At 65.0% G+C, this 23,734-nt stretch carries 18 protein-coding genes; 7 read left to right on the forward strand and 11 right to left on the reverse strand.

Features of this window, described 5'->3' with window-relative positions:
- Window positions 1–43: 43 nt before the first annotated feature.
- Entirely contained in the window at window positions 44–1,108 is a 1,065-nt protein-coding gene (locus LB524_RS07505) for a D-alanine:D-lactate ligase-like protein (RefSeq protein WP_224524859.1), read from the forward strand.
- Here the strand turns inward: LB524_RS07505 and LB524_RS07510 are convergent.
- The 6 genes from LB524_RS07510 to dnaK all read right to left on the reverse strand — a co-directional run bounded on the left by LB524_RS07510 (window position 1,105) and on the right by dnaK (window position 6,833).
- On the reverse strand, window positions 1,105–1,392 hold the full coding sequence (locus LB524_RS07510; protein WP_140711947.1) for a DUF1330 domain-containing protein: 288 nt from the start codon (window positions 1,390–1,392) through the stop codon (window positions 1,105–1,107). The genes LB524_RS07505 and LB524_RS07510 overlap by 4 nt on opposite strands.
- Before the next feature lie 16 nt (window positions 1,393–1,408).
- The gene (pyrF, locus tag LB524_RS07515) at window positions 1,409–2,092 is read right to left on the reverse strand and encodes an orotidine-5'-phosphate decarboxylase (RefSeq protein WP_263486541.1); all 684 of its coding nucleotides are present in this window, start codon (window positions 2,090–2,092) and stop codon (window positions 1,409–1,411) included.
- 26 nt (window positions 2,093–2,118) lie between these two features.
- A complete protein-coding gene (locus tag LB524_RS07520; RefSeq protein ID WP_140711945.1) occupies window positions 2,119–2,715 on the reverse strand; it encodes an NADPH-dependent FMN reductase in 597 nt (198 codons plus the stop codon).
- Between the two features lie 141 nt (window positions 2,716–2,856).
- Complete coding sequence (pmtA, locus tag LB524_RS07525) at window positions 2,857–3,462, reverse strand: phospholipid N-methyltransferase PmtA (protein WP_224524865.1); 606 nt, start codon at window positions 3,460–3,462, stop codon at window positions 2,857–2,859.
- A 104-nt stretch (window positions 3,463–3,566) separates the two neighbouring features.
- Entirely contained in the window at window positions 3,567–4,694 is a 1,128-nt protein-coding gene (dnaJ, locus tag LB524_RS07530; protein WP_015314665.1) for a molecular chaperone DnaJ, read from the reverse strand.
- A 222-nt stretch (window positions 4,695–4,916) separates the two neighbouring features.
- Window positions 4,917–6,833, reverse strand: a complete 1,917-nt coding sequence (dnaK, locus tag LB524_RS07535) for a molecular chaperone DnaK (protein ID WP_140619792.1) — start codon at window positions 6,831–6,833, stop codon at window positions 4,917–4,919.
- Between the two features lie 241 nt (window positions 6,834–7,074).
- Between dnaK and LB524_RS07540 the strand changes: the two genes are divergently transcribed.
- The 5 genes from LB524_RS07540 (at window position 7,075) to LB524_RS07560 (ending at window position 17,503) form a co-directional block, all read left to right on the forward strand.
- Window positions 7,075–9,288, forward strand: a complete 2,214-nt coding sequence (locus LB524_RS07540) for a hypothetical protein (protein WP_224524868.1) — start codon at window positions 7,075–7,077, stop codon at window positions 9,286–9,288.
- 10 nt (window positions 9,289–9,298) lie between these two features.
- Window positions 9,299–13,801, forward strand: coding sequence for a hypothetical protein (locus LB524_RS07545; protein WP_411909900.1), 4,503 nt, complete (start codon window positions 9,299–9,301; stop codon window positions 13,799–13,801).
- A gap of 219 nt (window positions 13,802–14,020) precedes the next feature.
- On the forward strand, window positions 14,021–14,698 hold the full coding sequence (gene rpe, locus LB524_RS07550) for a ribulose-phosphate 3-epimerase (protein WP_015314661.1): 678 nt from the start codon (window positions 14,021–14,023) through the stop codon (window positions 14,696–14,698).
- 385 nt (window positions 14,699–15,083) lie between these two features.
- The gene (locus tag LB524_RS07555; protein WP_015314660.1) at window positions 15,084–15,821 is read left to right on the forward strand and encodes a GntR family transcriptional regulator; all 738 of its coding nucleotides are present in this window, start codon (window positions 15,084–15,086) and stop codon (window positions 15,819–15,821) included.
- A 155-nt stretch (window positions 15,822–15,976) separates the two neighbouring features.
- Window positions 15,977–17,503, forward strand: coding sequence for a malonate--CoA ligase (locus LB524_RS07560; RefSeq protein WP_224524870.1), 1,527 nt, complete (start codon window positions 15,977–15,979; stop codon window positions 17,501–17,503).
- Between the two features lie 35 nt (window positions 17,504–17,538).
- On the opposite strand, the gene LB524_RS07565 is transcribed toward LB524_RS07560, so the two are convergent.
- Genes LB524_RS07565 through LB524_RS07585 form a run of 5 tightly spaced genes read right to left on the reverse strand, consistent with a single transcriptional unit; the run spans window position 17,539 to window position 22,522 of the window.
- Window positions 17,539–18,651 (reverse strand): NAD(P)/FAD-dependent oxidoreductase, encoded by a 1,113-nt coding sequence (locus LB524_RS07565; RefSeq protein ID WP_224524872.1) that lies wholly within the window; start codon window positions 18,649–18,651, stop codon window positions 17,539–17,541.
- A 10-nt stretch (window positions 18,652–18,661) separates the two neighbouring features.
- A complete protein-coding gene (nagA, locus tag LB524_RS07570; RefSeq protein ID WP_224524882.1) occupies window positions 18,662–19,834 on the reverse strand; it encodes an N-acetylglucosamine-6-phosphate deacetylase in 1,173 nt (390 codons plus the stop codon).
- Window positions 19,831–20,865 (reverse strand): SIS domain-containing protein, encoded by a 1,035-nt coding sequence (locus tag LB524_RS07575; RefSeq protein WP_140660278.1) that lies wholly within the window; start codon window positions 20,863–20,865, stop codon window positions 19,831–19,833. The genes nagA and LB524_RS07575 overlap by 4 nt, the downstream gene beginning before the upstream one ends.
- Window positions 20,862–21,644 (reverse strand): GntR family transcriptional regulator, encoded by a 783-nt coding sequence (locus tag LB524_RS07580; RefSeq protein ID WP_224524885.1) that lies wholly within the window; start codon window positions 21,642–21,644, stop codon window positions 20,862–20,864. The genes LB524_RS07575 and LB524_RS07580 overlap by 4 nt, the downstream gene beginning before the upstream one ends.
- Window positions 21,641–22,522, reverse strand: a complete 882-nt coding sequence (locus LB524_RS07585; RefSeq protein ID WP_140711933.1) for an N-acetylglucosamine kinase — start codon at window positions 22,520–22,522, stop codon at window positions 21,641–21,643. The genes LB524_RS07580 and LB524_RS07585 overlap by 4 nt, the downstream gene beginning before the upstream one ends.
- 199 nt (window positions 22,523–22,721) lie before the next feature.
- Here LB524_RS07585 and LB524_RS07590 point away from each other — a divergent pair, with 199 nt between their 5' ends.
- Window positions 22,722–23,630: an N-acetylmuramic acid 6-phosphate etherase gene (locus tag LB524_RS07590; protein WP_140711931.1), complete on the forward strand. Its 909-nt coding sequence runs from the start codon at window positions 22,722–22,724 to the stop codon at window positions 23,628–23,630.
- The last annotated feature ends 104 nt before the right edge of the window (window positions 23,631–23,734 follow it).

Raw genomic sequence — 23,734 nt, forward strand, 5'->3', positions numbered from 1 at the left:
CCGTGCGATGGTAGGTCATCGCACCGTCGGGAACCGCCACATCATGCCAACGCACAAGCCGAAACTGGTCCTTGTCCACGAGCCTGAAAAGGCTTGTTTCGACCGCTTGCTCGCCGACGGTCATGCATCGCGGCGTGCCGCCGAAATCTCGTCCTATCTGGCGCAGTCGACCGATCTCGCTCTCGAATTCGATGCGCTGGCCGCCGCCTGCGAGGCGCGCGGCCTGTCCTTTGCGCCGGTGGTGCTCGACGATGCCGCCAAGGTGCTCAACGGTGAGGATCCGCGGACCACACTGGTCTGGACGCTGACCGACGGCGTCGCCTATTTCCGTGGCGGCGCGGCACCCGCTTTGGCAAGACTGAGCGGTTTCAACACCATCGGCGCCGACGATTCGCTGTTCGCGCTCTGCCAGGACAAGTTCCGCTCCGGCGCCGTGCTTGGCGCGCTCGGTCTTCCGGTGCCGCAGGCCGGTCTCGCGCGGGATGGCGAATGGCTGGTCGAGGCGCCGGCCTCCGCCGCCGGCTGGTTCGTCAAGCCCAACCGCCTCGGCGCCAAGATCGGCATCTGGCCGGATTCGCGCGTAACCGATCTCGCTCACGCGCTGGAGCTTAGCCGGCGTGTTTTCGCCTGTTATCGGGACGATGTCGTGGTCCAGCCCTATGTCTCCGGCCGCAACGTCCGCGCCAGCTTCCTTGGGCTGATGCCGGATACCGGGGTCGAAGCGCTCGGCGTCGCCTTTGTCGAGTCGGGAGGTGATTTCCAGACCATGGAAGACAGTTTGGCGCTCTATGGCGAGACCGGCGAGGCGGCGAAGGCTGCCGGGCAATACGCCGAACCCGAACTCGCTGCGGTCGCGGACAGCCAGCCGGTGGCCGATGCGAGGATCAGGGGGATCGCCGAACGGCTCATCACCGGGCTCGGCCTGCGCGACGTGTTTTCCATCGATCTCAGGGTGGAGGCCGACGACACGGCTCACCTCATCGAGTTCGAGGTCTGTCCTGGCCTGCCTTGCTTCGATTTTCGCGACTATTGCGGCCGGCAATGGGGGCTGAGCCTTGCCGACGCCATGGCCGAGACGGCAGCTAATCGGCTTTCCGCGCGGATCTAAATCCCTTCGACCAGCACGATCTCGCCGTCGGCGACCTTCTGGCGGATGGCCACCGCCCGCTGATATTCCGGCGAGTGGTAGCAGTCATGCGCAATCGCAAGCGATTCGAATTCGATGATCACGTTGCGGGCGCGGCCAGCCCCTTCGGCCAGTTCATGGGCTCCGCCGCGCGCCAGGAATTTCGCGCCAAAACGGTCGAAGGCGAGCTTCGAAGCGGCGATATACGCCTTGTAGCCTTCGGCATCGTGCACATCGACGCGGGCGATCCAGTATCCCTTCGGCATTGTTCTCTCCCTTATTTTACGCGGAGCGCATTTCGTCGAGGATCGCCTGCGCTGCCGCGCGGCGGTCGTTTGCCGCGACGATCGGGCGGCCCACCACAAGATGGCTGGCGCCGTTGCGGACCGCTTGCGCCGGCGTCACCACGCGTTTCTGGTCGCCATGGTCGCTTCCCGTCGGTCGGATGCCCGGCGTCACCACTGCCATGTCCGGGCCGACGATGCGGCGCACCGCTTCGGCTTCCGCGGCCGAGCAGACGATGCCGCCCATGCCGGCATGGAGCGCCTGTTCGGACCGCCGCAGCACCAGCGTGTGCGGGTCATATTCATAGCCAACGTCGATCATGTCCTGCTCGTCCATCGAGGTCAGCACGCTGACGGCGAGCAGGCAAAGCTCGCTGCCGCGCGCCGCCTCCACCGCCGCCTGCATCGCCTTGGGATAGGCGTGGATGGTCAGCATGGTCATGCCCATCCTGACGATGTTCTCGACGCCCTTGGCCACCGTGTGGTCGATGTCGAGCAGCTTCATGTCGAGGAAGATTTTCTTCCCACCGCTGGCCAGCTCCCTGGCAAAGTCGAGGCCGCCGGCAAAAGCCAGCTGATAGCCGATCTTGTAGAAGGAGACGATGCCGTCGAGCTCGCGCACCGCCTGCTCGGCCTCCTCCACGGTCGGCACGTCGAGGCCGACGATCAATCGCTCCTGCATGGAATGAGGCTGCAGGGTTGCGGCGGTCACGCCTCGACCCTGGTCGACAGCATGCGCGAGGTTTCGATCAGCGTGCGGCATAGGTGCTCCATCGATTTGTGCAGTCTTTCGTCACGGAAATGGCCATCCCCGTCGAAGGCGTCGCCACCCTCCGGCACCGAGCATTCCGGTGTCACCACTTCCATCTGGCAGCGCACCAGCACGGCACGCAAATGGTTGATGCAGCGGATGCCGGCGAAGTGCCCGTTGGAGGACGAGCAGAGGCCGGCGACCTTGCCGGCAAGCGGCCTGACCGACCGGCCGCCATCCCGTCGCACCCGGCTCACCCAGTCGATCGTGTTCTTGAGCAGCGGCGGGATCGAACCGTTATATTCAGGCGTCGCGATCAGCAGCCCGTCATGGGCTGATATCAGCCGCGCCAGCCTTTGGGCGTTTTCCGGAACGCCGTTTTCCTTCTCCAGGTCCTCGTCGAGGATCGGCAAGGGGTAATCGGCAAGCGAAATACGGGTCACCTCGGCACCTTGCACCGCAAGTTCCTTCTGCGCCACGTCGGCGGTCCTGCCGCTATAGGCGCCGCTGCGCACCGAGCCGGCGAAGACGAGGATTTTCGGGATCACTGCCATTGGCCACCCTTGTTCTGGGACAGGTACAGCCAAGGTTCGATCAAATCAACGGCTGGATGGGGGAAAGGCAGTAGGGCAGTAGGAACGTTTCCCTGGCCGATCTTTTCCCCCTACTCCCTTACTGCCCTACTGCCTTCTCTTCTAATGCGCCTCGCGCCGGTAGATCCACAGCTGCGTCGGCGGGATGTTGCGGAAGATGAAGTCGAAATGCTTCACCGTGTAGTCGCCGCGGCCGGCCGGGATCGGCGACATCGGACCATAGGTCAGCTGCACGATCGGCCGTCCGACCGGAATGCGGTCGAGCAGGCTCTCGATATAGGCGATGCGCTGGGCGACCGGGAAATTGAGCAGCGGCACGCCGGAAACGACGCTGTCGAAGATCATCCCGCTCCTCTCGCCAAGCGTGGCGTTGAGGTTGAAGGCATCGCCCTCGATGACGTTGACGCCGGGGTAGAGCTGGCGCAGGTGGCGCACGAAATCGGTGGAATATTCGACCGCGTAGAGGTTTTCGGGCCGCACGCCCTGGGCGAGGATGGCGCGGGTGATGACACCGGTGCCGGGGCCGACCTCGAGCACCGGCAGGCCGGACTTGGGATTGACGATCGAGGCCATCTTGCGCGCGGTGATCGAACTGGTCGGAACGATCGAGCCGACTGTCTTCGGCTTGTCGATCCAGCCCTTGAAGAATTTGAGTTCGTCGTCGAACTTCTCGGCAAACGCCTTCCGCAGTCCGTGACCACGTGCCATGCAAGCTCTCCTCAGCAGGCCCCTTGAAGCTACTTAACACCTGGATGACGCAAGGCAAGGCGCGGCCTTGCCTATGGCGTGGATAAGATAGTTTTCGTCGCGTCTCAACGCTCGCCGAAAGACTCGAAAAAGTCCTTCATGCGGGCGAAAAAGCCGCTCGATTGGGGCGAATTGTCCTGCGAGGAAAGCTGTTCGAACTCTTCCAGCAATTCGCGCTGGCGGCGCGACAGGTTCTGCGGCGTCTCCACCGCGGTCTGGATGTAGAGGTCGCCGACATTGGGCTGGCGCAGCACCGGCATGCCCTTGCCCTTGAGCCTGAACTGGCGTCCGTTCTGCGTACCTTCGGTCACCTTCACCTTGGTCTGCGTGCCGTCGAGCGTCGTCACCTCGAAGGAGCCGCCAAGTGCGGCGGTGGTCATCGAGATCGGCACCTTGCAATAAAGATCGGCGCCGTCGCGCTGGAAGAATTCGTGCGGCTTGACCGCCAGAAAGATATAGAGGTCGCCCGATGGCCCGCCGCGCAGCCCGGCCTCACCCTCATTGGCCAAGCGGATGCGGGTACCGTCCTCGATGCCGGCCGGGATGTTGACCGACAGCGAACGCTCCTCGGTGACACGGCCCTGGCCGGCGCATTTCGGGCAGGGATCCTTGATTGTCTGGCCACGGCCCTGGCATTGCGGGCAGGTCCGCTCGATCGAGAAAAACCCTTGCGTGGCGCGCACCTTGCCGTGGCCGTTGCACATCGAGCAGGTGACCGGCTGGGTGCCCGGCTTGGCGCCGCTGCCAGAGCATTCGGTGCAGGAGATCGAAGCCGGCACGCGGATTTGCGCGGTCTTTCCCGCGAAGGCTTCCTCCAGCGAGATTTCCATGTTGTAGCGCAGGTCTGCGCCGCGCTCGCGGCCACCGGAAGAGCGGCGCTGGCGGCCGCCCATCATGTCGCCGAAAATGTCCTCGAAGATGTCGGCGAAGCCGCCGGCGCCAAAGCCCTGCGCGCCATTCATCCCACCCTGCTCAAAGGCGGCATGGCCGAAACGGTCATAGGCCGCGCGCTTCTGCGGGTCCTTCAGCGTCTCGTAGGCTTCGTTGATTTCCTTGAACTTGTGCTCGCAGGAATGATCGCCGGGGTTGCGGTCGGGATGGAATTGCATGGCCAGCTTGCGAAAAGCGCTCTTGAGCTCCTTCTCGTCGGCGCCCTTCTGCACGCCCAGCGTTTCGTAGAAATCAGCTTTCATTTTTTCCCGCAGTCCGGATATTCAACGTCTTGATGCAATGTTGCGTCGGTTGCCGGCACGTTGTTTCGATTTAGGAGCGGTGCTGCCCGTATGCTAGGGCCGGCGCGAACTTGTCCGTGGTTTTCAGTGATTTTTTCGGCAGTGCTCGCACTTTTTCAGCGAGGGTTGCAAAAAAGCCCGGCCTTGCGCCGGGCTTTTCGCATTGTCTTGCCGTCAAGCCGCTCAGGCCGACTTCTTCTTGTCGTCGTCTTCGTCGATTTCTTCGAAATCGGCGTCGACCACGTCAGAGTCCTTGGCGGCATCCGCCTTGGCGTCGGCTTCCGCCGCTTCCTTCTGCGAGGCCTCGTACATGGCCTGGCCAAGCTTCATGGAAGCTTCGGCAAGCACCTGGCTCTTGGCCTCGATGTCGGCCGGATCGTCGCCCTCGGCAGCGGCCTTCAGCGCCGCGATCGCGTCCGAAATCGCCGTGCGCTCGGTCTCCGAGACCTTGTCGCCATATTCCTTCAGCGACTTCTCCGACGAATGCACCAGCGCTTCGGCCTGATTGCGGGCCTCGACGACGGCGCGACGCTTCTTGTCGGTATCGGCATTGGCCTCGGCATCCTTGACCATCTTCTCGATGTCGGCGTCGGAAAGTCCACCCGACGCCTGGATGCGGATCTGGTGCTCCTTGCCGGTGCCTTTGTCCTTGGCCGAGACGTTGACGATGCCGTTGGCGTCGATGTCGAACGTGACCTCGATCTGCGGCACGCCGCGCGGCGCCGGCGGAATGCCGACCAGGTCGAACTGGCCAAGCGCCTTGTTGTCGGCGGCCATTTCACGCTCGCCCTGGAAGACGCGGATGGTCACGGCGGACTGGCTGTCTTCGGCCGTCGAGAACACCTGGCTCTTCTTGGTCGGGATCGTCGTGTTGCGCTCGATCAGCCGGGTGAACACGCCGCCCAGCGTCTCGATGCCGAGCGAAAGCGGCGTCACGTCGAGCAACAGCACGTCCTTGACGTCGCCCTGCAGCACGCCGGCCTGGATGGCGGCACCGAGTGCGACGACCTCATCCGGGTTGACGCCCTTGTGCGGCTCCTTGCCGAAGAACTGCTTCACGATCTCCTGGATCTTGGGCATGCGGGTCATGCCGCCGACCAGGACCACTTCGTCGATCTCGCCAGCCTTCAGGCCGGCATCCTTGAGCGCCGCCTTGCAGGGCTCGATGGTGCGCTGGACGAGGTCTTCGACCAGGCTTTCGAACTTGGCGCGCGTCAGCTTCAGCGTCAGGTGCTTCGGTCCGGTCGCGTCGGCGGTGATGAAGGGCAGGTTGATTTCGGTCTGCGTCGTCGACGACAGCTCGATCTTGGCCTTTTCAGCCGCCTCCTTGAGGCGCTGCAGGGCGAGCTTGTCGTTCTTCAGGTCGATGCCCTGTTCCTTCTTGAACTCGGCCGCCAGATACTCGACCAGACGCATGTCGAAATCCTCGCCGCCGAGGAAGGTGTCGCCATTGGTCGACTTCACCTCGAACACGCCGTCGCCGATCTCGAGCACCGAAATGTCGAAGGTGCCGCCGCCAAGGTCATAGACGGCAATGGTCTTGCCTTCCTTCTTGTCGAGGCCATAGGCGAGCGCTGCCGCTGTCGGCTCGTTGATGATGCGCAGCACTTCCAGGCCGGCGATCTTGCCGGCGTCCTTGGTGGCCTGGCGCTGGGCGTCGTTGAAATAGGCCGGAACGGTGATGACCGCCTTCTCGACCTTCTCGCCGAGATAGGCCTCCGCCGTTTCCTTCATCTTCTGCAGGATCATGGCCGAGATCTGCGAGGGCGACTGCTTCTTGCCGCCGGCCTCGACCCAGGCATCGCCATTGTCGCCCTTGACGATCTTGTAGGGGACAAGCTTCTTGTCCTTCTCCGTCACCGGATCGTCATAGCGGCGGCCGATCAGGCGCTTGACCGCGAAGATGGTGTTTTCAGGATTGGTGACCGCCTGGCGCTTGGCCGGCTGGCCAACGAGACGTTCGCCGTCGCCCGAGATGGCGACGATGGAAGGCGTCGTGCGCGCGCCTTCCGCATTCTCGATTACCTTCGGCTCCTTGCCATCCATGATGGCGATGCACGAATTGGTGGTGCCGAGATCGATACCGATTACTTTTGCCATTTTTCTAGTCTCTCCGCTAAGCAGGCTCTCAGGACCCGGTAAGGCGTTCCGACGAAAGCCCCTGTTCACAAGAAATACCGTCCACCCACCGGTTCTCCGGCGCCGCACGGCTTGGCGCGTATATAAGAACAGGCGGCATCGCGCGCAAGCATTCTGCGCAACGCTTCCATGAACCTTTCCGCGCCGGCCCGCGACTGATGTCCAGGCGCCGCATGGTGCGGCCCCGGAAAGGAAGCCCCCCATGACCAGCAACCCAGAGACTCCATGGTCTCCGGGACCAACAGGAGCTCGGCGCGACCACCGCCTTCGGGACGGGGTCGATGCGCTGGGCTTCCCGCTGATTCCGTTGACCCTGCGCGGGAGCAGGCGTATCGTCACTATGAGGAAAGCAGACAATTCGATCAGGGAAGAACGAGCCGGACCACCGCGCCTTGCCCTGATTTGCGCGGCAAGTCCGGACGTCTCTCCCCTGGACTACGGGGGTAGTGTCATGTCTCGCATCCGCGGCGCGTTCGTGCCTTTTCTTGAGTTCGACAACCGCTTGCGCGGTGCATTGCAGGCCGCCGGCCTGCTGGCTCTGGCGCTTGCCGCCAGCCTGTGGCTGGGCGCGGCCGCCCAAGCGCAGGAAACCCAGATCATCTATCCAGGCTCGATGGCGGTCACCGGCTTTCCCGGCACTATCATCCCCAATGTCGACGAGGGGTTGCCGCCCGGCGTCGATCCGGTCGACGAGACCTTCATCGACATCTCGCGCGCCACCTTGCGCGTCTTCGACGTTTCACACCTGGGTGGTCCGGCCTCGGGCCAGCTCGTTTTCACGCCGCCGCCTTTCGAGGTGACAGCAGGCCAGATCGGCGAGGTGTTCGGCCTCACCTATGATGACGGCGTGCGCGACGGTGTGCCCTCTGGCGTTCCCAACCTCTATGCCGCCGCCACCTCGCTGCATGGCATTGAGATCGTCACGCCGGACGCAGACAAGGACGACAGGCCGGAGCGGCAGCGCCGCGGCACGGCGGGCGCCACCTTCATGGAGGGCCAGTTCGGCACCGAAAACGGCGGCGGACCGGGCACCATCTGGAAGATCGACGGCATCACCGGCCAGGTCGCCAAATTCGCCGACATCGACACCAACAGCGGACCTGGCATCGGCAATATCACCTTCGATCCCGCCCACCGCCAGTTCTTTGCCTCCGATCTCGACACCGGCCTGATCCATCGCATCGACGCCGACGGCAGACTGGTCGACACGTTCGACCATGGCGGCGCCGGCCGGCCGGCGCATGGGCTGGCCCCGGTCGCCGACGATGGCGCGGTGATGGACGTACAGGGCGCGGCCTTCGATACCGAGGACCCCGACAGCTGGGGCTACACCCAGGACGAGCGCCGCGTCTGGGCCGTCTCCTATCATGGTGGCCGGCTCTATTATTCGGTTGGCGAAAAGTCGGAAATCTGGTCGGTGGGCATTGCCCGCGACGGCACCTTCGCCGGCGATCCCCGCTGGGAACTGACTGTGAAGGCCGACAAGGACTACGCCGTCACCGACATCGCCTTCGACAACAGCGGCTTCATGTATCTCGCCCAGCGCGGCCCGATCGAAAACCGCTATGATTACAGCCGCTTCGCCGATTCCGGCAAAGGCGAGGTCATCCGCTACTTCAGGGAAAATCCCGACGATCCCTCGACGGAATCGGTCTGGGTGGAAGCGCCGCAGGAATATGCGGTCGGCTTCCCGCAAGGCAACAGGCAGTCGGCCGGCGGCGTCGACCTGCAATATGGCTACGATGCCGACGGCAATCTCGACACCTCGGTCTGCACCCAGACCTTGGTCAGCACAGGCGACAAATTGCGCGACAACCCCGAGTTCGCCGAAAAGCTCGCCGCGGGCGGGCCGCTTGCCGTGCACGGCGTGCAGATCACGCCCAAGGAGCTGGTCAAGCCGGCCAACGTGCCGCCCTTCGGCTCCTGGTTCGTCGATTTCGACGGCTATTTCGAGGATCCCGAAGTGGAAGGCCATGTCGGCGACGTCGCCGTCTGGCATCCCTGCGAGGGCCGGGCCGGCTATTATGAGGACATACCGGGCGGCTATGAGCCCCCCTTTTACCCGCCGGATTTTCCACCGCCGGGCAATCTGCCTCCGTGTCTCGATGTCGAGGACGTGCAGTATTACTGCACGCCGCGCGGTCTCGAGGCCAATCTCTATCTCCATGACCATGCCGGCTTCGGCGGCGATTCGATCAAGGCCCAATCCAGGACGCCAGGCGTCGCGGTGACCTCACCTATGTCGCATGCACCGGGCAAGCCTTACACGATCGACATCACCGGCCACTATCCGGGCGACAGAGTGGATGTTGGGCTTTGCTTCTACAGGAAGTCCGACAAGGACAAGGGTGGCTACTACCCTTGCTGCAAGATGACCTTGCTGCTCCGGACCCCAGCCGTCAGCTGCGAACGTTGAGGAGGCAAAGATGAACAGTCTTGCCCCATCCCCGCTCGCGGCCAAATCCCCAAAAACCGTCATGGAGACGATCATGAAACCCCTGTCACTCGCCAGGCGCGGCGCGCGCTGGCTGATGGCGGCCGGGATCGCGGTCGCCCTTGCGCCCGCACTGCCGGCATCCGCCGCCCAGACCGTCCAGGCTGTCACCAGCCAGGATGTGCAGCCGCTGCAACTCGACAATCCGCGCATCATCAACCCGGAACCCGGACGTGTCGTGCCGTTCTTCACCAAGACCGGTGGCCAGCGCAGTTGCGACTATGTCTTCTATACCTTGACCTTCGGACTGCGCGGCAATCCGCAAGGCTTTGCCAATCCTGCCCTCGAGGCGGCGCTGAAGAAAGCCAAGCTCGACTTCAAGGACCAGCTTCCGCACGGTCTTTCGATCGTCAATGTGACAGTCTCCGGCGACGGCACCGATGCATCGGGTGGGGCCTTGCCGGGTGCTGTCATCAGCAATTCGGCCGGCCCCAACGACACGGCAACGGTTTCCGATTTCCGGATTTCCGCCAGCGATCTCGATGGCTCGGGCGCACTGAACGAACGCGTCATCACCTTCCGCATCACCGCCAAGATCGACCACGCCGCGTTTCCAGCGCCGGTCAACGTCGACAACCAGGGCATGATCAAGGTCACCGGCGGCACCGGCACGGGCACCATCATCCCGTCGCAGGATCCGGGCAAGCCGGACGACGGCAACATCGCGACCGGGGAAAAGACCTCGATCCGGATCGACCTCACCAAATGCGACAAGCAACCTCCGCCTCCAACCGACCATGAGTGTTTCAAGGTCGAACGCGGCACGGTCGACTGCGTGCCCGGCGGTGGCGCCTTCATCTACCACATGCCTGTCGGCCCGGAGATGAGCGGCAAATGGGTGCAGGTGTCGACGACCTCACCCGGCATCAGCATCATCCCCGACACCCAGAAGGTGCCGGCGGGCGGCGGCGTGCTCAACTGGAAGATCGTCGGCGCGTCACCCGGCGACGTCATCCACCTTATCGTCACCGGCATCGAGACCTATGCCGGACCAAAGGAGGGCTGGGGCCTGTGCTGCACGCAAACCATCGACATCGTCATCCCGCGTAACCAGAGGTGCCCACCCAGGGATAAGGAACCGGACCTCAAGGTCGAAAAGCATGCCGACGTCACACGCTGCACGATGGGCGGCGGCTGCGACTTCACCATCCGGGTCACCAATGTCGGCACAGCGCCTTACAACGGTAAGATCGTGCTCGACGAGGTGACGCTGCCGGCCGGCTCGACGCTGAGTTCAGGGCCCAATCCGCCCTGGGTCTGCGCGCCGGGAACCACCCCGATGACGTGCACCTACCCGGTGACCACGCTCGCTCCGGGAGCCTTTGTCGACCTCAAGCTCGGCTTCAAGCCGGCCGGAGGCTGGCAAGGCAGCGTGCTGCGCAACTGCGCCACCTACAATTACGGCGCCAGCGGCAAGCCGCTGTTCGGCAGCCAGGCCAATGACCGGGGCTGCGCGTCGATCCCGATCTGCCGGCGCGGCGACCGCAATCCGGATTGCCAGCCGCCGGTCGAGAAGAAGGTCGACCTGATTCTCAAGAAGCGTGCCCGCACCGAAGTCTGCACCGCCGACGGCGTCTGCACCTTCATCATCGACATCATCAACAACGGCACATCGACCTACAATGGGCCGCTGACGGCGATCGACAACTACCCCGGCGGCGCGCCGGCGTCCTCCACCTTCGGCCCGAGCCCGCCCTGGACATGCGGCCCCAACGGCCCCGGCCAGTTCCGCTGCGACAATGCCGGCATCTCGCTGCCCGCGGGCGCCTCGACACCGATCTTCGTCAAGGCGGTCATGCCGGCCGGCTACCGGTCCGACACGGTCGAGAACTGCGCCGAGGTGAAGGCCATCCCCGGTGAGGTCGATCTCACCAACAACAAGGCCTGCGCCAAGGAACGCATCCGCCGTCCCAACAGCGGCCAGCCGGCCTTGCGCATCACCAAGGTGTGCAACGGTTCGCTGGCCGGCGCGGCGCTGGTTTCCTGCCGCATCACCGTCGCCAATGTCGGCACGGCTGCCCCCACCGGTCCGGTGCGGGTCAACGATGCCGCCACGCTGGTGTCGGGCGGAGCGCCTGTCCAGATCCAGACCGTAACCCCTGACGGCGCGGAATGGGCATGCGGACCGGTTCCGGCCAATGCGTTGTCGTGCCAGATACCAGGCGCCGTCATGACGCCCGGAACCTCCAGGTACTTCGACGTGACGGTTTCGGCCAATGGCGAATTCGAGAACTGCGCGCGCGGCTCCTATGGGCCGGCGCAGGGCGACGACGTCGTCTACCCGATCGGCCAGGCCTGCGCCAAGGGCGGCGGCTCCTCGACCATCCGTGTCGAGAAGACCGGCGACCGCGAATGCAGGCTGGGCCAGCCCTGCTCGTTCGACATTACCATCACCAATGACGGAACGAGCCCCTTCTCGGGCCCGGTCCGCATCGGCGACGCGATCGGCGTCGATGGGCTTGGCCGGCTGGAAGGCGTCGCGATCACTTCGATCGAGCCGCCCTTCGGCTGTTCGCCGGAACCGACGACCTTGCCGGCCTCCTGCATCGCCAACCTGACGCTCGGCGCCGGCGAAAGCCGCTCGCACCGTGTGACCGTGGTCATCCCCGACGATGGGCGTCTTGCCAACCTGCAGGGCAACGTCAACGGCCGGAACTGCGTTGGCGTGCTCTCTCCCGACACACGGGTGCAGGGCGGCGGCGACGTGCTGTCCAACGACGCGACCAACGTGCAGGGCGATCGCGGCAGGGCCTATGCGTGCCATCCCTTCATCATCACGCATGAGGTGAAGAACCAGTGCTCGCCGGGCTTCGTCATGAACGATGCCGGCCGCTGCGTCTGCCCGGAAGGCACCACCTTCCGCAACGGGCAATGCACCAACCTTCTGCCGCTGCCACCTCCGCCGCGCTGCGTGCTGCTCGAAGGCCAGATCCGCACCGAGGACGGACGTTGCGTCTGCCCGCGCGGCACGGAGCTGGAGAACGGAAAATGCGTCGGGACCGACAAGCCCGAGCAGTGCACCATCCGTGGTCAGATCCACAATGCGGACGGGGACTGTGTCTGCCCGCAAGGCACCGAGGTGCGAGACCGGGCCTGCCGCCAGATCCGGCCAAAGCCGCAGCAGTGCCGCATTCCTGGCCAGGTCCGCAATGCCGATGGCGATTGCGTCTGCCCGCAAGGCACCGAGATGCGCAATGGCGCCTGCCGTCCGGTCCGGCCGAAGCCCGAGCAGTGCACCATCCGTGGCCAGGTCCACAATGCGGACGGGGACTGCGTCTGCCCGCAAGGCACAGAGATGCGAGACCGGGCCTGCCGGCCGATCAGGCCGAAGCCTGACCAGTGCACCATCCGTGGCCAGGTCCATGACTCCGACGGCAATTGCGTTTGCCCGAGGGGTACCGAGGTGCAAGGCAATGCCTGTCGGCGCAAGCAGCCGCAGTTGGAGCAGTGCGACATACGCGGCCAGGTCCACAACAAGCGCGGCGAATGCGTCTGCCCGGAAGGCACCACCTTCCGCAACGGGCAATGCACCAACCTTCTGCCGCTGCCACCTCCGCCGCGCTGCGTGCTGCTCGAAGGCCAGATCCGCACCGAGGACGGACGTTGCGTCTGCCCGCGCGGCACGGAGCTGGAGAACGGAAAATGCGTCGGGACCGACAAGCCCGAGCAGTGCACCATCCGTGGTCAGATCCACAATGCGGACGGGGACTGTGTCTGCCCGCAAGGCACCGAGGTGCGAGACCGGGCCTGCCGCCAGATCCGGCCAAAGCCGCAGCAGTGCCGCATTCCTGGCCAGGTCCGCAATGCCGATGGCGATTGCGTCTGCCCGCAAGGCACCGAGATGCGCAATGGCGCCTGCCGTCCGGTCCGGCCGAAGCCCGAGCAGTGCACCATCCGTGGCCAGGTCCACAATGCGGACGGGGACTGCGTCTGCCCGCAAGGCACAGAGATGCGAGACCGGGCCTGCCGGCCGATCAGGCCGAAGCCTGACCAGTGCACCATCCGTGGCCAGGTCCATGACTCCGACGGCAATTGCGTTTGCCCGAGGGGTACCGAGGTGCAAGGCAATGCCTGTCGGCGCAAGCAGCCGCAGTTGGAGCAGTGCGACATACGCGGCCAGGTCCACAACAAGCGCGGCGAATGCGTCTGCCCGCGTGGGACCGAGGTGATCGACGGCGCATGCCGCAAGCCCAGGCAAGAGAGCGAATGCGCGCCGGGCTCGCAGATGGTCAACGGCCAGTGCCAGCCGATCTTCACGCGGCACTGTCCGGAAGGCATGGTCGGGCGGTATCCGAACTGCCGGCCGATGCGCGGGCAGCCATCGCTGGAAATCGATCCGGGCCAGTTGCTGCAATTGCTGCCGCGGCGCAGGCAGCCGATCGACCAGCAGCAGGACCCGGTGCCAAACAGGGTGCTGAAGCTCCAGCAGCAATAGGCACCCGCGCGACGCCAAACGAAAACCCGCTGGAGCAATCCGGCGGGTTTTTCTTCATGATCCAGGCAGCGAAGGTTCGCGGCGACAGGATCGGGAACGCCGCGACGTTACCCCTGCCTGTGGAACCGCTGTACTGGCGCCCTCGACAAGTCTCCGGGAGCGCTTTAGGCAGTCGGTACGCAGCGATCGTATCAAAAGGGCGCCCGGAAAGGCCGCGAGATGAGCAAAAAAACCTTGATCGCACCGTCGGTGCTGGCATCGGATTTCTCGAAGCTCGGTGACGAGGTCGAGGCGGTGGCGGCGGCCGGTGCCGACTGGATCCATCTCGACGTGATGGATGGGCATTTCGTGCCAAACATCACCTTCGGCCCGCCTGTCATCAAGGCGATCCGCAATCGCACCAAGGCCTTTTTCGACTGCCACCTGATGATCGCGCCAGCCGATCCCTACCTCGCCGCCTTTGCCGAAGCCGGCTGCGACGGCATGACGGTGCATGCCGAGGCCGGGCCGCATCTCGACCGCTCGTTGCAGACAATCAGGAACCTCGGCAAGAAGGCGGGCGTGTCGCTCAATCCGGCGACGCCGGAAACGGCGATCGAATATGTGCTCGACCGGCTCGACCTGATCCTGATCATGACCGTCAATCCGGGTTTCGGCGGGCAGGCCTTCATCCCGGCGATGGTCGACAAGGTGAGAAGGATCAAGGCGCTGATCGGTGACCGGCCGATCCGCATCGAGATCGACGGAGGCGTCTCGCCGGAAACCGCCCCCTTGGTCACCGCTGCCGGCGCCGACGTGCTGGTGGCCGGTGCTGCCATCTTCAGGGGTGGCAGTGTCGAGGCTTACCGCGCCAACATCGAAGCGATCAGGGCGGCGGCCGACAAGGCCGCCGGCTGACACAGCGCGGTCATCCGGCGCCAATTGCTACGGATCGGCGTCGTTGGAGGGCATGGTCTGCCGCACATCCGAATCAGGTTGCGCGACGATCTGATTCGGGCAGTCGTCCGCTGTCTTTGCGCGCGACAGAAAAGATGCTCGCATGGGAGCACAAGAAACAGATGATCCTGCGTGCATACAAAACACGTTAAACTTCTGCTGGTTGTAGAAATATTCGAATTCTCGCGATCGGCCCCGCGGATTGGGTATATTCCATTGTCCTAAAGTACAATAGCGCGATCTTCTGCTTGAGTGCCGGAAGCGTCACGCTATATGGTACGCGTACGGAGAGAGAATTTCGGACTCGAATTGCCCAGGACGACAGTAAGGGGACAAGGAGTCGCTTTTGACATACGGAGCTGCCAATCTGAACGACGACGGCACAGGAGCCAAGAGCACGCTTGCCAGCACGGTCTATCACCAATTGCGTGATGATCTTCTCAGCGGCGCTCTTGAAACCGAAAGCAAGCTGCGCGTCGAGTGGGTCGTTTCCAAGTATGGCGCCGGTGCCTCTCCGGTTCGTGAAGCCCTCAATCGCCTTGCCTCCGAAGGTCTCCTTGGCCGCCATGACCAGCGTGGCTTTTTCATCATGCCGGTCAGCGCGACGGAACTCGAGGAACTGACGCGCACGCGCTGCTGGCTCGAGGAGCGGGCGCTGCGCGAATCCATTGCCCACCGCACCGCCGAATGGGAAGAACAATTGGTGCTGGCGCTGCATCGCCTGGGGCGGGCCTCACGGCTTTCGCCGCAAAGTAGCTCGTCGCTCAATCCGGAGTGGGAGAAAGTGCATCGCACTTTCCATCGGGTGCTGATCTCGGCGTGCCGGTCGCACTGGCTGGTTGGTTTCTGCGACCAGCTTTCCGATCACGCCTACCGCTACAGGCAAATGGCCAATGACGGGGAGAGCATCCAGCGCGACGATTTCGCCGAACACCGGCTGATTGCTGAAAATGCGCTGGACGGCAATGCGGATGGTGCCGTCCAGGCCCTGATCGATCACTACCAGCTGACCGCCGCCATGTGCATGGAACGCTTCAGGCAAGGCGAGGCACCCGCCGGTCCGGGTAAGCGCGCCCAGCGTTGACGGCTGTTTGGTCGGCGCCCTCTGCCGTCCCATCCCTCGGACCTTTTCGGTGGACGCCGGGCAGCCGGCTGCGGCCTTGACGGCAGGGCTGGGAAACGCGAACTCTTCGTCGCGTGCCGCCCAAGATCGCGGCCGGCGTCACCTGGGAAGATTTCATGAGCAATCATCTGTTCGATGCGTTCCGGTCCCGGATGCCGGCGCTTGGGCGTCTGTTGATGGAAACCGATGATGGACGCTCGCTCACCTATGGCGACATGCTGGCACGGTCGGCGCAGCTTGCGCATGCGCTCCTGCAAATGGATGTCGCGCCCGGCGACCGGGTTGCCGTGCAGGTCGAGAAGAGCCCGGAGATGGTTTTGCTTTATCTCGCCTGCTTGCGCGCCGGCGCCGTCTTCCTGCCGCTCAACACCGCCTATACGCTGGCCGAGCTCGGCTATTTCTTTGGGGATGCCGCACCTCGGGTGATCGTCTGCGATCCGGCACGGTCGGCGGACATCCGTGGGATGGTCGAGCCGTCCGGTGCCGTCGTGGTCACACTGGACCGCGGTGGCCAGGGATCCCTCGCGGACCAGGCATCGCGTCAGTCTTCCGAGTTCCACGATGTGGAGCGCGGCGCCGACGACCTTGCGGCGATCCTCTACACGTCGGGAACGACCGGCCGTTCGAAAGGCGCCATGCTCAGCCATGAGAATCTCGCCTCGAACGCGCGGGTGCTGGTCGAGCAATGGCGTTTCAGCAGGGATGACGTGCTGATCCACGCACTGCCGATTTTCCACACGCACGGCCTGTTCGTCGCCACCAACGTCACCCTGATGGCCGGCGCCTCGATGCTGTTCGAGCAGAAATTCGACGCGAGCCGCATCGTCTCGCTGCTGCCGCGCGCCACCGCGCTGATGGGCGTGCCGACCTTCTATACCAGGCTGCTGCAGCAGGACGGGCTGGATCGCGAGGCGGCGAAAAACATCCGGCTGTTCGTGTCTGGTTCGGCGCCGCTGCTGGCCGAAACGCACAACGCCTGGCGCGAGCGCACCGGCCACGCCATCCTCGAGCGCTATGGCATGACCGAGACCAACATGAACACCTCCAACCCCTATGAGGGCGAGCGGCGCGCCGGCACGGTTGGCTTCCCCTTGCCCGGCGTGTCGCTGCGCATCGCCGATCCCGATTCCGGCAAGCCGCTCGCCCAGGGCGAGGTCGGCATGATCGAGGTCAAGGGTCCGAACGTGTTCGGCGGCTACTGGCGCATGCCGGAAAAGACCAAGGCGGAATTCCGCGCCGACGGCTTCTTCATCACCGGCGACCTCGGCATGATCGACGCCGACGGCTATGTCCACATTGTCGGTCGCGGCAAGGACCTGATCATCTCAGGCGGCTACAACGTCTATCCGAAGGAACTCGAAAGCGAGATCGATGCGCTCGACGGCGTCCTGGAAAGCGCCGTCATCGGCCTTGCCCATCCGGACTTCGGCGAAGGCGTCACCGCGGTCGTCGTGCGCTCGCCCGCGTCGCGGATCAGCGCGGCCGAGATTCTCGACGCCGTCACCGGCCGCATGGCGAAGTACAAGCATCCCAAACGGGTGATCTTCGTCGACGACCTGCCGCGCAACACGATGGGCAAGGTACAGAAGAACCTTTTGCGCGACAGCTACAAGGATCTCTACGTCTCAAATAAAGCCGGCTAAGCAGATGTCGCGCTCCGGCGCGCGCGAACGCTGGCTCAGGTCGGGTACAACAGTTCGGCGACATGGTCGGCGATGGCCAGGCTCGCCGTCAGGCCGGGGCTCTCGATGCCGAACAGATTGACGATCCGGCCCACGCCGTGATCGGCCGGTCCCTGAATCACGAAGTCCGCCGCTGGCTGTCCGGGGCCCGAGAGCTTCGGCCGGATGCCGGCATAGGCCGGCTGCAGGGCGCCATTCGCGAGATCGGGCCAATAGCGGCGGATCGCCTCGTAGAAGACGGCGCTTCGGCCGGGGTCGACCGTGAAATCCACGCTGTCGATCCATTCGACATCGGGGCCAAAGCGCGCATTGCCGGCGAGGTCGAGCGTCAGGTGGACGCCGAGGCCCCCTTCGACCGGAACCGGATAGATCAGCCGCGAAAACGGCGACCGCCCGGGAAGCGCGAAATAATTGCCACGCGCCAGCCACTGCCGGGGGATGAGATCCCTTGGGAAACCCTCGATCCGACTGGCCACGGCCTGCGCATCCAGGCCGGCTGCATTGACGAAAGCGCCGGCCTCCACGGCAAAGGTCTCGCCATTGGCGTCGAGCGTGTCGATCCGGATCCCATCGGCTTCGATCGCCGCCCCGGCAACGCAGGTGAGGAAAGCGAAGGACGCGCCTGCGGCTTCAGCGTCACCGCGCAGCGACAGCATCAGCGCGTGGCTGTCGACAATGCCCGTCGATGGCGACAGCAGCGCGCCGGCGCATCTCAGCGCCGGCTCCAGGCTTTCGGCCTCGGCGCGTGTCAAAAGCTGGAGATTGTCGACCCCGCAGCGTTTCGCATTGACCTCGATCGCCCGCAGCCCGTCCGTCTGGGCGGGTTCGCTGGCGACGATCAGCTTGCCGGCGCGGCGATGGCCGACAGTGTGTTCGGCGCAGTATGCATAGAGCTGCCGGCGCCCTTCGACGCACAGCCGGGCCTTCAGGCTGCCGGGCGCATAATAGAGCCCGGCATGGATGACTTCGGAATTGCGCGAGCTGGTGACGGTGCCGATCGCGTCGGCCTTTTCGATCACCACCACCTCGCGGCCCGACAAGGCAAGCGCCCTGGCGACGGCAAGCCCGACGACGCCTGCTCCGGCGACGACACAATCGATTGTCTGCATGGCCTCGCTCTCAGCGCGGAGCGACAGCCTCGAACACCTTGTCGCCGTCGATCCAGACGCTTCCTATGTCAAGATCGTCCGACAGCGCAACGATGTCCGCCGCCGTGCCATTGGCGAAGCGGCCAAGCCGGTGCGACTGGCCGATCGCCTGGGCCGGGTAGAGCGAGGCCATGCGCAAGACTTCGGACAGCTCGAGCCCGACAGTGCGGTGCATGAACCGGATGGCCGAGATCATGTCGAGGTCGGCACCGGCCAGCGTCCCGTCGGCAAGCCTGAGGCTGCCATCCCTGCGGTAGATGGTGCGGCCGTTGAGCGTGAACGAACTCATCTCGGTGCCGATCGTCGCCATCGCGTCGGTGACCAGCACGATCCTGCCCGGTCCCTGTTTGGCGTCGAGCGCGATCCTGATCGTGGCGGGGTGGACATGGATGCCGTCGGCGATCAGCCCCGCCGACAAGGCGCCGATGTCGATGGCGGCGCCCGCCAGCCCGGGCTCGCGGTTGCCGATCTGGCTCATCGCGTTGAACAGGTGCGTGACGACGCTGGCGCCGGCCTCGGCAAAGGCTTTAGCCGTGGCATGGCCAGTGTCGGAATGGCCGAGGCTGACGATGACCCCGGCCTTGGCCAAGGCCTTGACGCGGGCAGGATCGACGGATTCCGGCGCGATCGTGGTGAGCAGCACCGGCAGCTTCTGGCGCGCCGCGATCAGCATGGCCTGGTCGGCGTCCGTCATCGGCCGGATCAGCGCCGGATCATGCGCACCCTTGCGGGCAATCGACAGATGCGGACCTTCCAGGTGCAGGCCGAGGAAACCCGGCACTTTTTGCAGCGCTGCCGCTTCGCCGGCGGCGATCGCGGCGGCGGTGATTGCGGGCGTGTCGGTGATCAGCGTCGGCAGCAGCGCCGTCGTGCCGAATGGCGCGTGCGCGCGGCAGATGGTTTCGATCGAGGCGACATCGGGATGATCGTTCAGCATCACGCCGCCGCCGCCATTGACCTGGATGTCGACGAAGCCCGGCACCAGCATGCCGCCGCCGGTGTCGACGGCACGGATATCCCCGGGCAGCGCGCCTTGCGGCAGCATGGCTTCGACGAGGCCGTCGCGCACGACGAGGGCCGCGCCTTCGTGCCAGTCGTCGCCGTCGAAGATGCGGGCGCCGGTCAGGGCAAAACGGTCGCTCATACGGTCTCCGTCACCTTGCGAAGGTTGCGCGGCGCATCCGGATCGAGGCCGCGATGGCGGGCAAAGGCCTCGACGAACATGTAGAAGGAGACGATCAGCGTCAGCGGATCGGTCAGCGGGTGACCGGTAGCGACATGCGGCAGGCGCGTGGCGCGATTGGCGAGCGCCGAGGTGACGAAAACCGGCGCGCCCTTGGCCGCCAGACTGTCGGCGGCGTCGGCGACCGAGGGCTCGGACGCGTCGCGAGCGGCCAGCGCCAGCACCGGAAAGTCGGGGCCGATCAGCGCCAGCGGGCCATGCATGACTTCGGCCGCGCTATAGGCCTCGGCATGCATGCCGCAGGTCTCCTTGAACTTCAGCGCCGCCTCGTTTGCCATCGCCGCCGACGGACCGCGGCCGAGAATGAAAAGGGACTTCTGCTTCTCGATCGTCTCGGCCAGCACGCTCATCCAGTCGCAGGCGATCGCCTTGCCGAAATGCTCGGGCAGGCGGGCCAGGGCCGCGAGAAGCGCGTCGTCGCCGGTCGAATGCGCCATCAGGGCAAGACCGGCAACGGCGGAATTGATGAAGGTCTTGGTTGCCGCGACGCTGCGCTCCGGCCCGGCGAGTATGTCTATCGCATAGTCCGAGGCGCGCGCGAGCGGCGAATCGGCGGTGTTGGTGACGGCAATGGTCAGCGCGCCGCCGGCCCGTGCGGTTTCGGCCATCGCGACGATGTCGGGGCTCTTGCCCGACTGCGAGATCGCCAGGCAGGCCGAGCCGTCAAGCCGGAGCTTGCGACCATAGATCGAGGCGATCGACGGTCCGACCGAGGCGACGGCAAGGCCCGCGGTCAATTCGACGGCATATTTCATGAAGGTGGCGGCATGATCGGACGAGCCTCGCGCCACGGTGACGACGAAATGCGGGTCGCGCTCCTTGATGCCGCGCCCTGCTTCGGCCAGCACGGCACCGGAGCCGTCGAGCAGGCGGGCGACGGCTTGCGGGATCTCCTCGATCTCGCGCTGCATATGCGTGGTGTTGGCAATCATGATCGGCCCTCTTCACTCGGCCCTGTCAGCCGCAGTTCGGCGACGAAATCATAGGCGTCGCCCCGGTAGATGGAGCGGGTGAACTCGATCACCTTGCCGCTCGCCAGGTAGGAAATACGCTCGATATGCAGGCCGGCAATGCCCGGCGGCACTTCGAGCAGGCGCGCATCGCCCTCGCCGAGATTGGCGGCGGAGATGCGCTGCACCGCGCGCACCGGCCTGTTGCCGGTCAATTCCAGCGCCGCGTAGAGCGAGGAGCCAATTCCAGCCGGGTCCGGCAGCACGCTGGCCGACAGCGAAGCGCGTTCGATCGCCAGCGGCGTGTCGTTGGCGATGCGCAGGCGCGCCACGCGCGCCACCAGTTCGCTCGACGACAGGCCAAGCACCATCATCTCGTCGGGCGAGGGCGCGTAGAGGCCGCGGTCGAGCCAGGCCGAGCGCACCGCCATGCCGCGCCGCGCAATGTCTTCGGTGAAGGAGGTCAGCCGCGACAGCGACTGCTCGACGCGCTCCATGCGCGGCGCCACGAAGGTGCCCGAGCCATGGCGCTGCACCAATATGCCGCCCTTGACCAGGTCTTGCACCGCCTTGCGCACGGTGACGCGCGAAATGTCGGCCTTGGTGGCGATGTCGCGCTCGGAAGGCAGCGCGTCGCCCGGGCCGATCAGGCCGCGATTGACGGCGTCCTCGATGCTTTTCCTGAGCTGCAGGTAAAGCGGCGCGCCGCTTTGCGAGGATTGTTTGAGCGTGGCGAAGATCTGGTCGGCGGCATCGCTCATCGCGCAGCCTCCGCGCGCCCAGCGAAAAGGCGTGCCGCCATCTGCACGGCACCGCCTAGCGCATCGTCGAGCGGTTCCTTCAGCAGGGCGCGGTAGCGCGCCGACAGGCGCGGCGCATAGAGCGGCGCCAGCCCGCCGAGCAGGCAGAGCGGTGCTCCGGCGGCGAGGTCGAGCGCGCCAAGCGAGGCCTCGACATCGGCGACCGCCTTGTCGAGGATCCAGTTGGCGACAATGTCGCCTTTTTGCGCGTGCTCGAACACTTTCGGCGCGAAGCCGCCAAAATCGCCGGGCTTGGCGTTGGTGGTGAACTCGACGACGTCCTCGGGATTGTTGCGGAAAACGGCCATCATGCTGTCGGTCAGCGGCGAGGCCTGGCGCACGCCATCATGCGCGAGCAGGGTCTGCTCCAGCAGGTCGCGGCCGATGCGGGCGCCGCTGCCCTGGTCGCCGACCTGGAATCCCCAGCCGCCGATGGCGCGCGATTTGCCATCCCTGCGCGCCATATAGGCGGTGCCGGTGCCCAGGATCGCCATCGCGCCGTCACCGGAACCGACCGCGCCTTCGAGCGCGATCTCCGCATCGGTCTCCACGCGGCTGGTGCTGAACGGCAGGATCGCCTCGAGCTGCTGCCGGTAAGTGCCGACATTGGCGCCGGCAAGGCCGAGGATGGCGGGTGTTTGCGGGATCAGGTCCGGATCTTGCCCGGCGGCGATGAAAGCCTGCCGCGCCGCATCGACGATGTTCGAGCGGGCGCCGGTGAGATCGGTGCGGATGTTGGCGGCGCCGCTTTTGGCGCGGCCGACAACAGCGCCGTCCGCCGTTGCCAGTGCGGCCCTGCAGCTGGTGCCGCCGCCATCGATACCGAGCACGAATTTCACGCGATTTCTCCTCCGGCAGGATAATACCAATAAAATACCAATAGCCAAGAGTTAATTTCCGTTTCAAAAAGATTAAGCCGTATTTTATTGAAAAGCTTCCGCAATTCGTCGGCTTAGCGATTTCCTGACCGCGAATTCGTTAATGCATGTGGACAAGTGGTATTTTTTTGGTATTGTTTTGTGGATAGGAGGAACTGGGATGGCCGAAACGCGCACCGAAGCGCTGCATGGGAATGCCGAGGGGCTGGATATCCAGGCTCCCGAAGTCATCCTTGCTTCGCTGGCCGATGCGCAGGTCGAGGCCGCCAAAGCGGTCCGCAATGCCATTCCCTCCATCGCCAGGGCAGCCGAGATCATTGCCGGCCGCCTGAGCGGCGGCGGCAGGCTTGCCTATGCCGCGGCCGGCAGCTCCGGCCTGATGGCGCTGGCCGATGCGCTGGAATTGCCGGGCACGTTCGGCATCCAGCGCGACCGCATCGCCATCCTGATCGCCGGCGGCGACGACGCCTTGAGGACACTGGCCGGCGGACCCGAGGACGACACCGAGGAGGCCACGACGGCGGTTGCCAATGCGGGTGTCGGCGTGGGCGATTGCCTGATCGCCCTCTCCGCCAGCGGCACGACGCCCTATGCGGTGGGCGCCATCGAGGAGGCGCGGCGCCGGGGAGCCGCCACCATCGGCATCGCCAACAACAGGGGTTCGGCTCTGCTCCAGCAGGCCGACACCGCCATCCTGCTCGAGACACCCCCGGAAGTCATCGCCGGCTCGACCCGCATGGGCGCCGGAACGGCGCAGAAGATCGCGCTCAACATGCTGTCGACGCTGACCGCCGTTCATCTTGGCCATGTCCATGACGGCTACATGGTCAACCTCATGGCCGATAACATGAAGCTGCGCGACCGGGCGGCGCGCATCGTCGCCGCCGTCAGCGGCCGCGGCCAGGAAGAGGCCGCCAGCCTGCTCGAAAAGAGCGGCGGCGCGGTCAAGACAGCCATTCTGCTCGCCGCCGGCGCCGACAGCGCCGATGCGGCGCGCAAGATACTGGAACGGACAGGCCAGAAGCTGCGGCCAGCCCTTTCCGTGCTGGGGCATGATCCCGAGAAGTGAAAACCGCTTTTCGGAAAAGATCATGCTCGAACAAAGAAATAGGCCAGTTTCATTCCCGATTCCCATCGGGGTGAAACGGGCTTGCGAGGGGAACAAGGGCTCCA

The organism is Mesorhizobium sp. ESP6-5, assembly GCF_020164695.1.
GTDB classification, from domain to species: domain Bacteria; phylum Pseudomonadota; class Alphaproteobacteria; order Rhizobiales; family Rhizobiaceae; genus Mesorhizobium; species Mesorhizobium australicum.

What these genes read in the sequence shown, in the direction of transcription:
- LB524_RS07505 (WP_224524859.1), top strand. Translation starts at nt 44, where the DNA reads ATGCCAACGCACAAGCCGAAACTGGTCCTTGTCCACGAGCCTGAAAAG.
- LB524_RS07510 (WP_140711947.1), bottom strand. Translation starts at nt 1,392, where the DNA reads ATGCCGAAGGGATACTGGATCGCCCGCGTCGATGTGCACGATGCCGAA.
- pyrF (WP_263486541.1), bottom strand. Translation starts at nt 2,092, where the DNA reads ATGCAGGAGCGATTGATCGTCGGCCTCGACGTGCCGACCGTGGAGGAG.
- LB524_RS07520 (WP_140711945.1), bottom strand. Translation starts at nt 2,715, where the DNA reads ATGGCAGTGATCCCGAAAATCCTCGTCTTCGCCGGCTCGGTGCGCAGC.
- pmtA (WP_224524865.1), bottom strand. Translation starts at nt 3,462, where the DNA reads ATGGCACGTGGTCACGGACTGCGGAAGGCGTTTGCCGAGAAGTTCGAC.
- dnaJ (WP_015314665.1), bottom strand. Translation starts at nt 4,694, where the DNA reads ATGAAAGCTGATTTCTACGAAACGCTGGGCGTGCAGAAGGGCGCCGAC.
- dnaK (WP_140619792.1), bottom strand. Translation starts at nt 6,833, where the DNA reads ATGGCAAAAGTAATCGGTATCGATCTCGGCACCACCAATTCGTGCATC.
- LB524_RS07540 (WP_224524868.1), top strand. Translation starts at nt 7,075, where the DNA reads ATGACCAGCAACCCAGAGACTCCATGGTCTCCGGGACCAACAGGAGCT.
- LB524_RS07545 (WP_411909900.1), top strand. Translation starts at nt 9,299, where the DNA reads ATGAACAGTCTTGCCCCATCCCCGCTCGCGGCCAAATCCCCAAAAACC.
- rpe (WP_015314661.1), top strand. Translation starts at nt 14,021, where the DNA reads ATGAGCAAAAAAACCTTGATCGCACCGTCGGTGCTGGCATCGGATTTC.
- LB524_RS07560 (WP_224524870.1), top strand. Translation starts at nt 15,977, where the DNA reads ATGAGCAATCATCTGTTCGATGCGTTCCGGTCCCGGATGCCGGCGCTT.
- LB524_RS07565 (WP_224524872.1), bottom strand. Translation starts at nt 18,651, where the DNA reads ATGCAGACAATCGATTGTGTCGTCGCCGGAGCAGGCGTCGTCGGGCTT.
- nagA (WP_224524882.1), bottom strand. Translation starts at nt 19,834, where the DNA reads ATGAGCGACCGTTTTGCCCTGACCGGCGCCCGCATCTTCGACGGCGAC.
- LB524_RS07575 (WP_140660278.1), bottom strand. Translation starts at nt 20,865, where the DNA reads ATGATTGCCAACACCACGCATATGCAGCGCGAGATCGAGGAGATCCCG.
- LB524_RS07580 (WP_224524885.1), bottom strand. Translation starts at nt 21,644, where the DNA reads ATGAGCGATGCCGCCGACCAGATCTTCGCCACGCTCAAACAATCCTCG.
- LB524_RS07590 (WP_140711931.1), top strand. Translation starts at nt 22,722, where the DNA reads ATGGCCGAAACGCGCACCGAAGCGCTGCATGGGAATGCCGAGGGGCTG.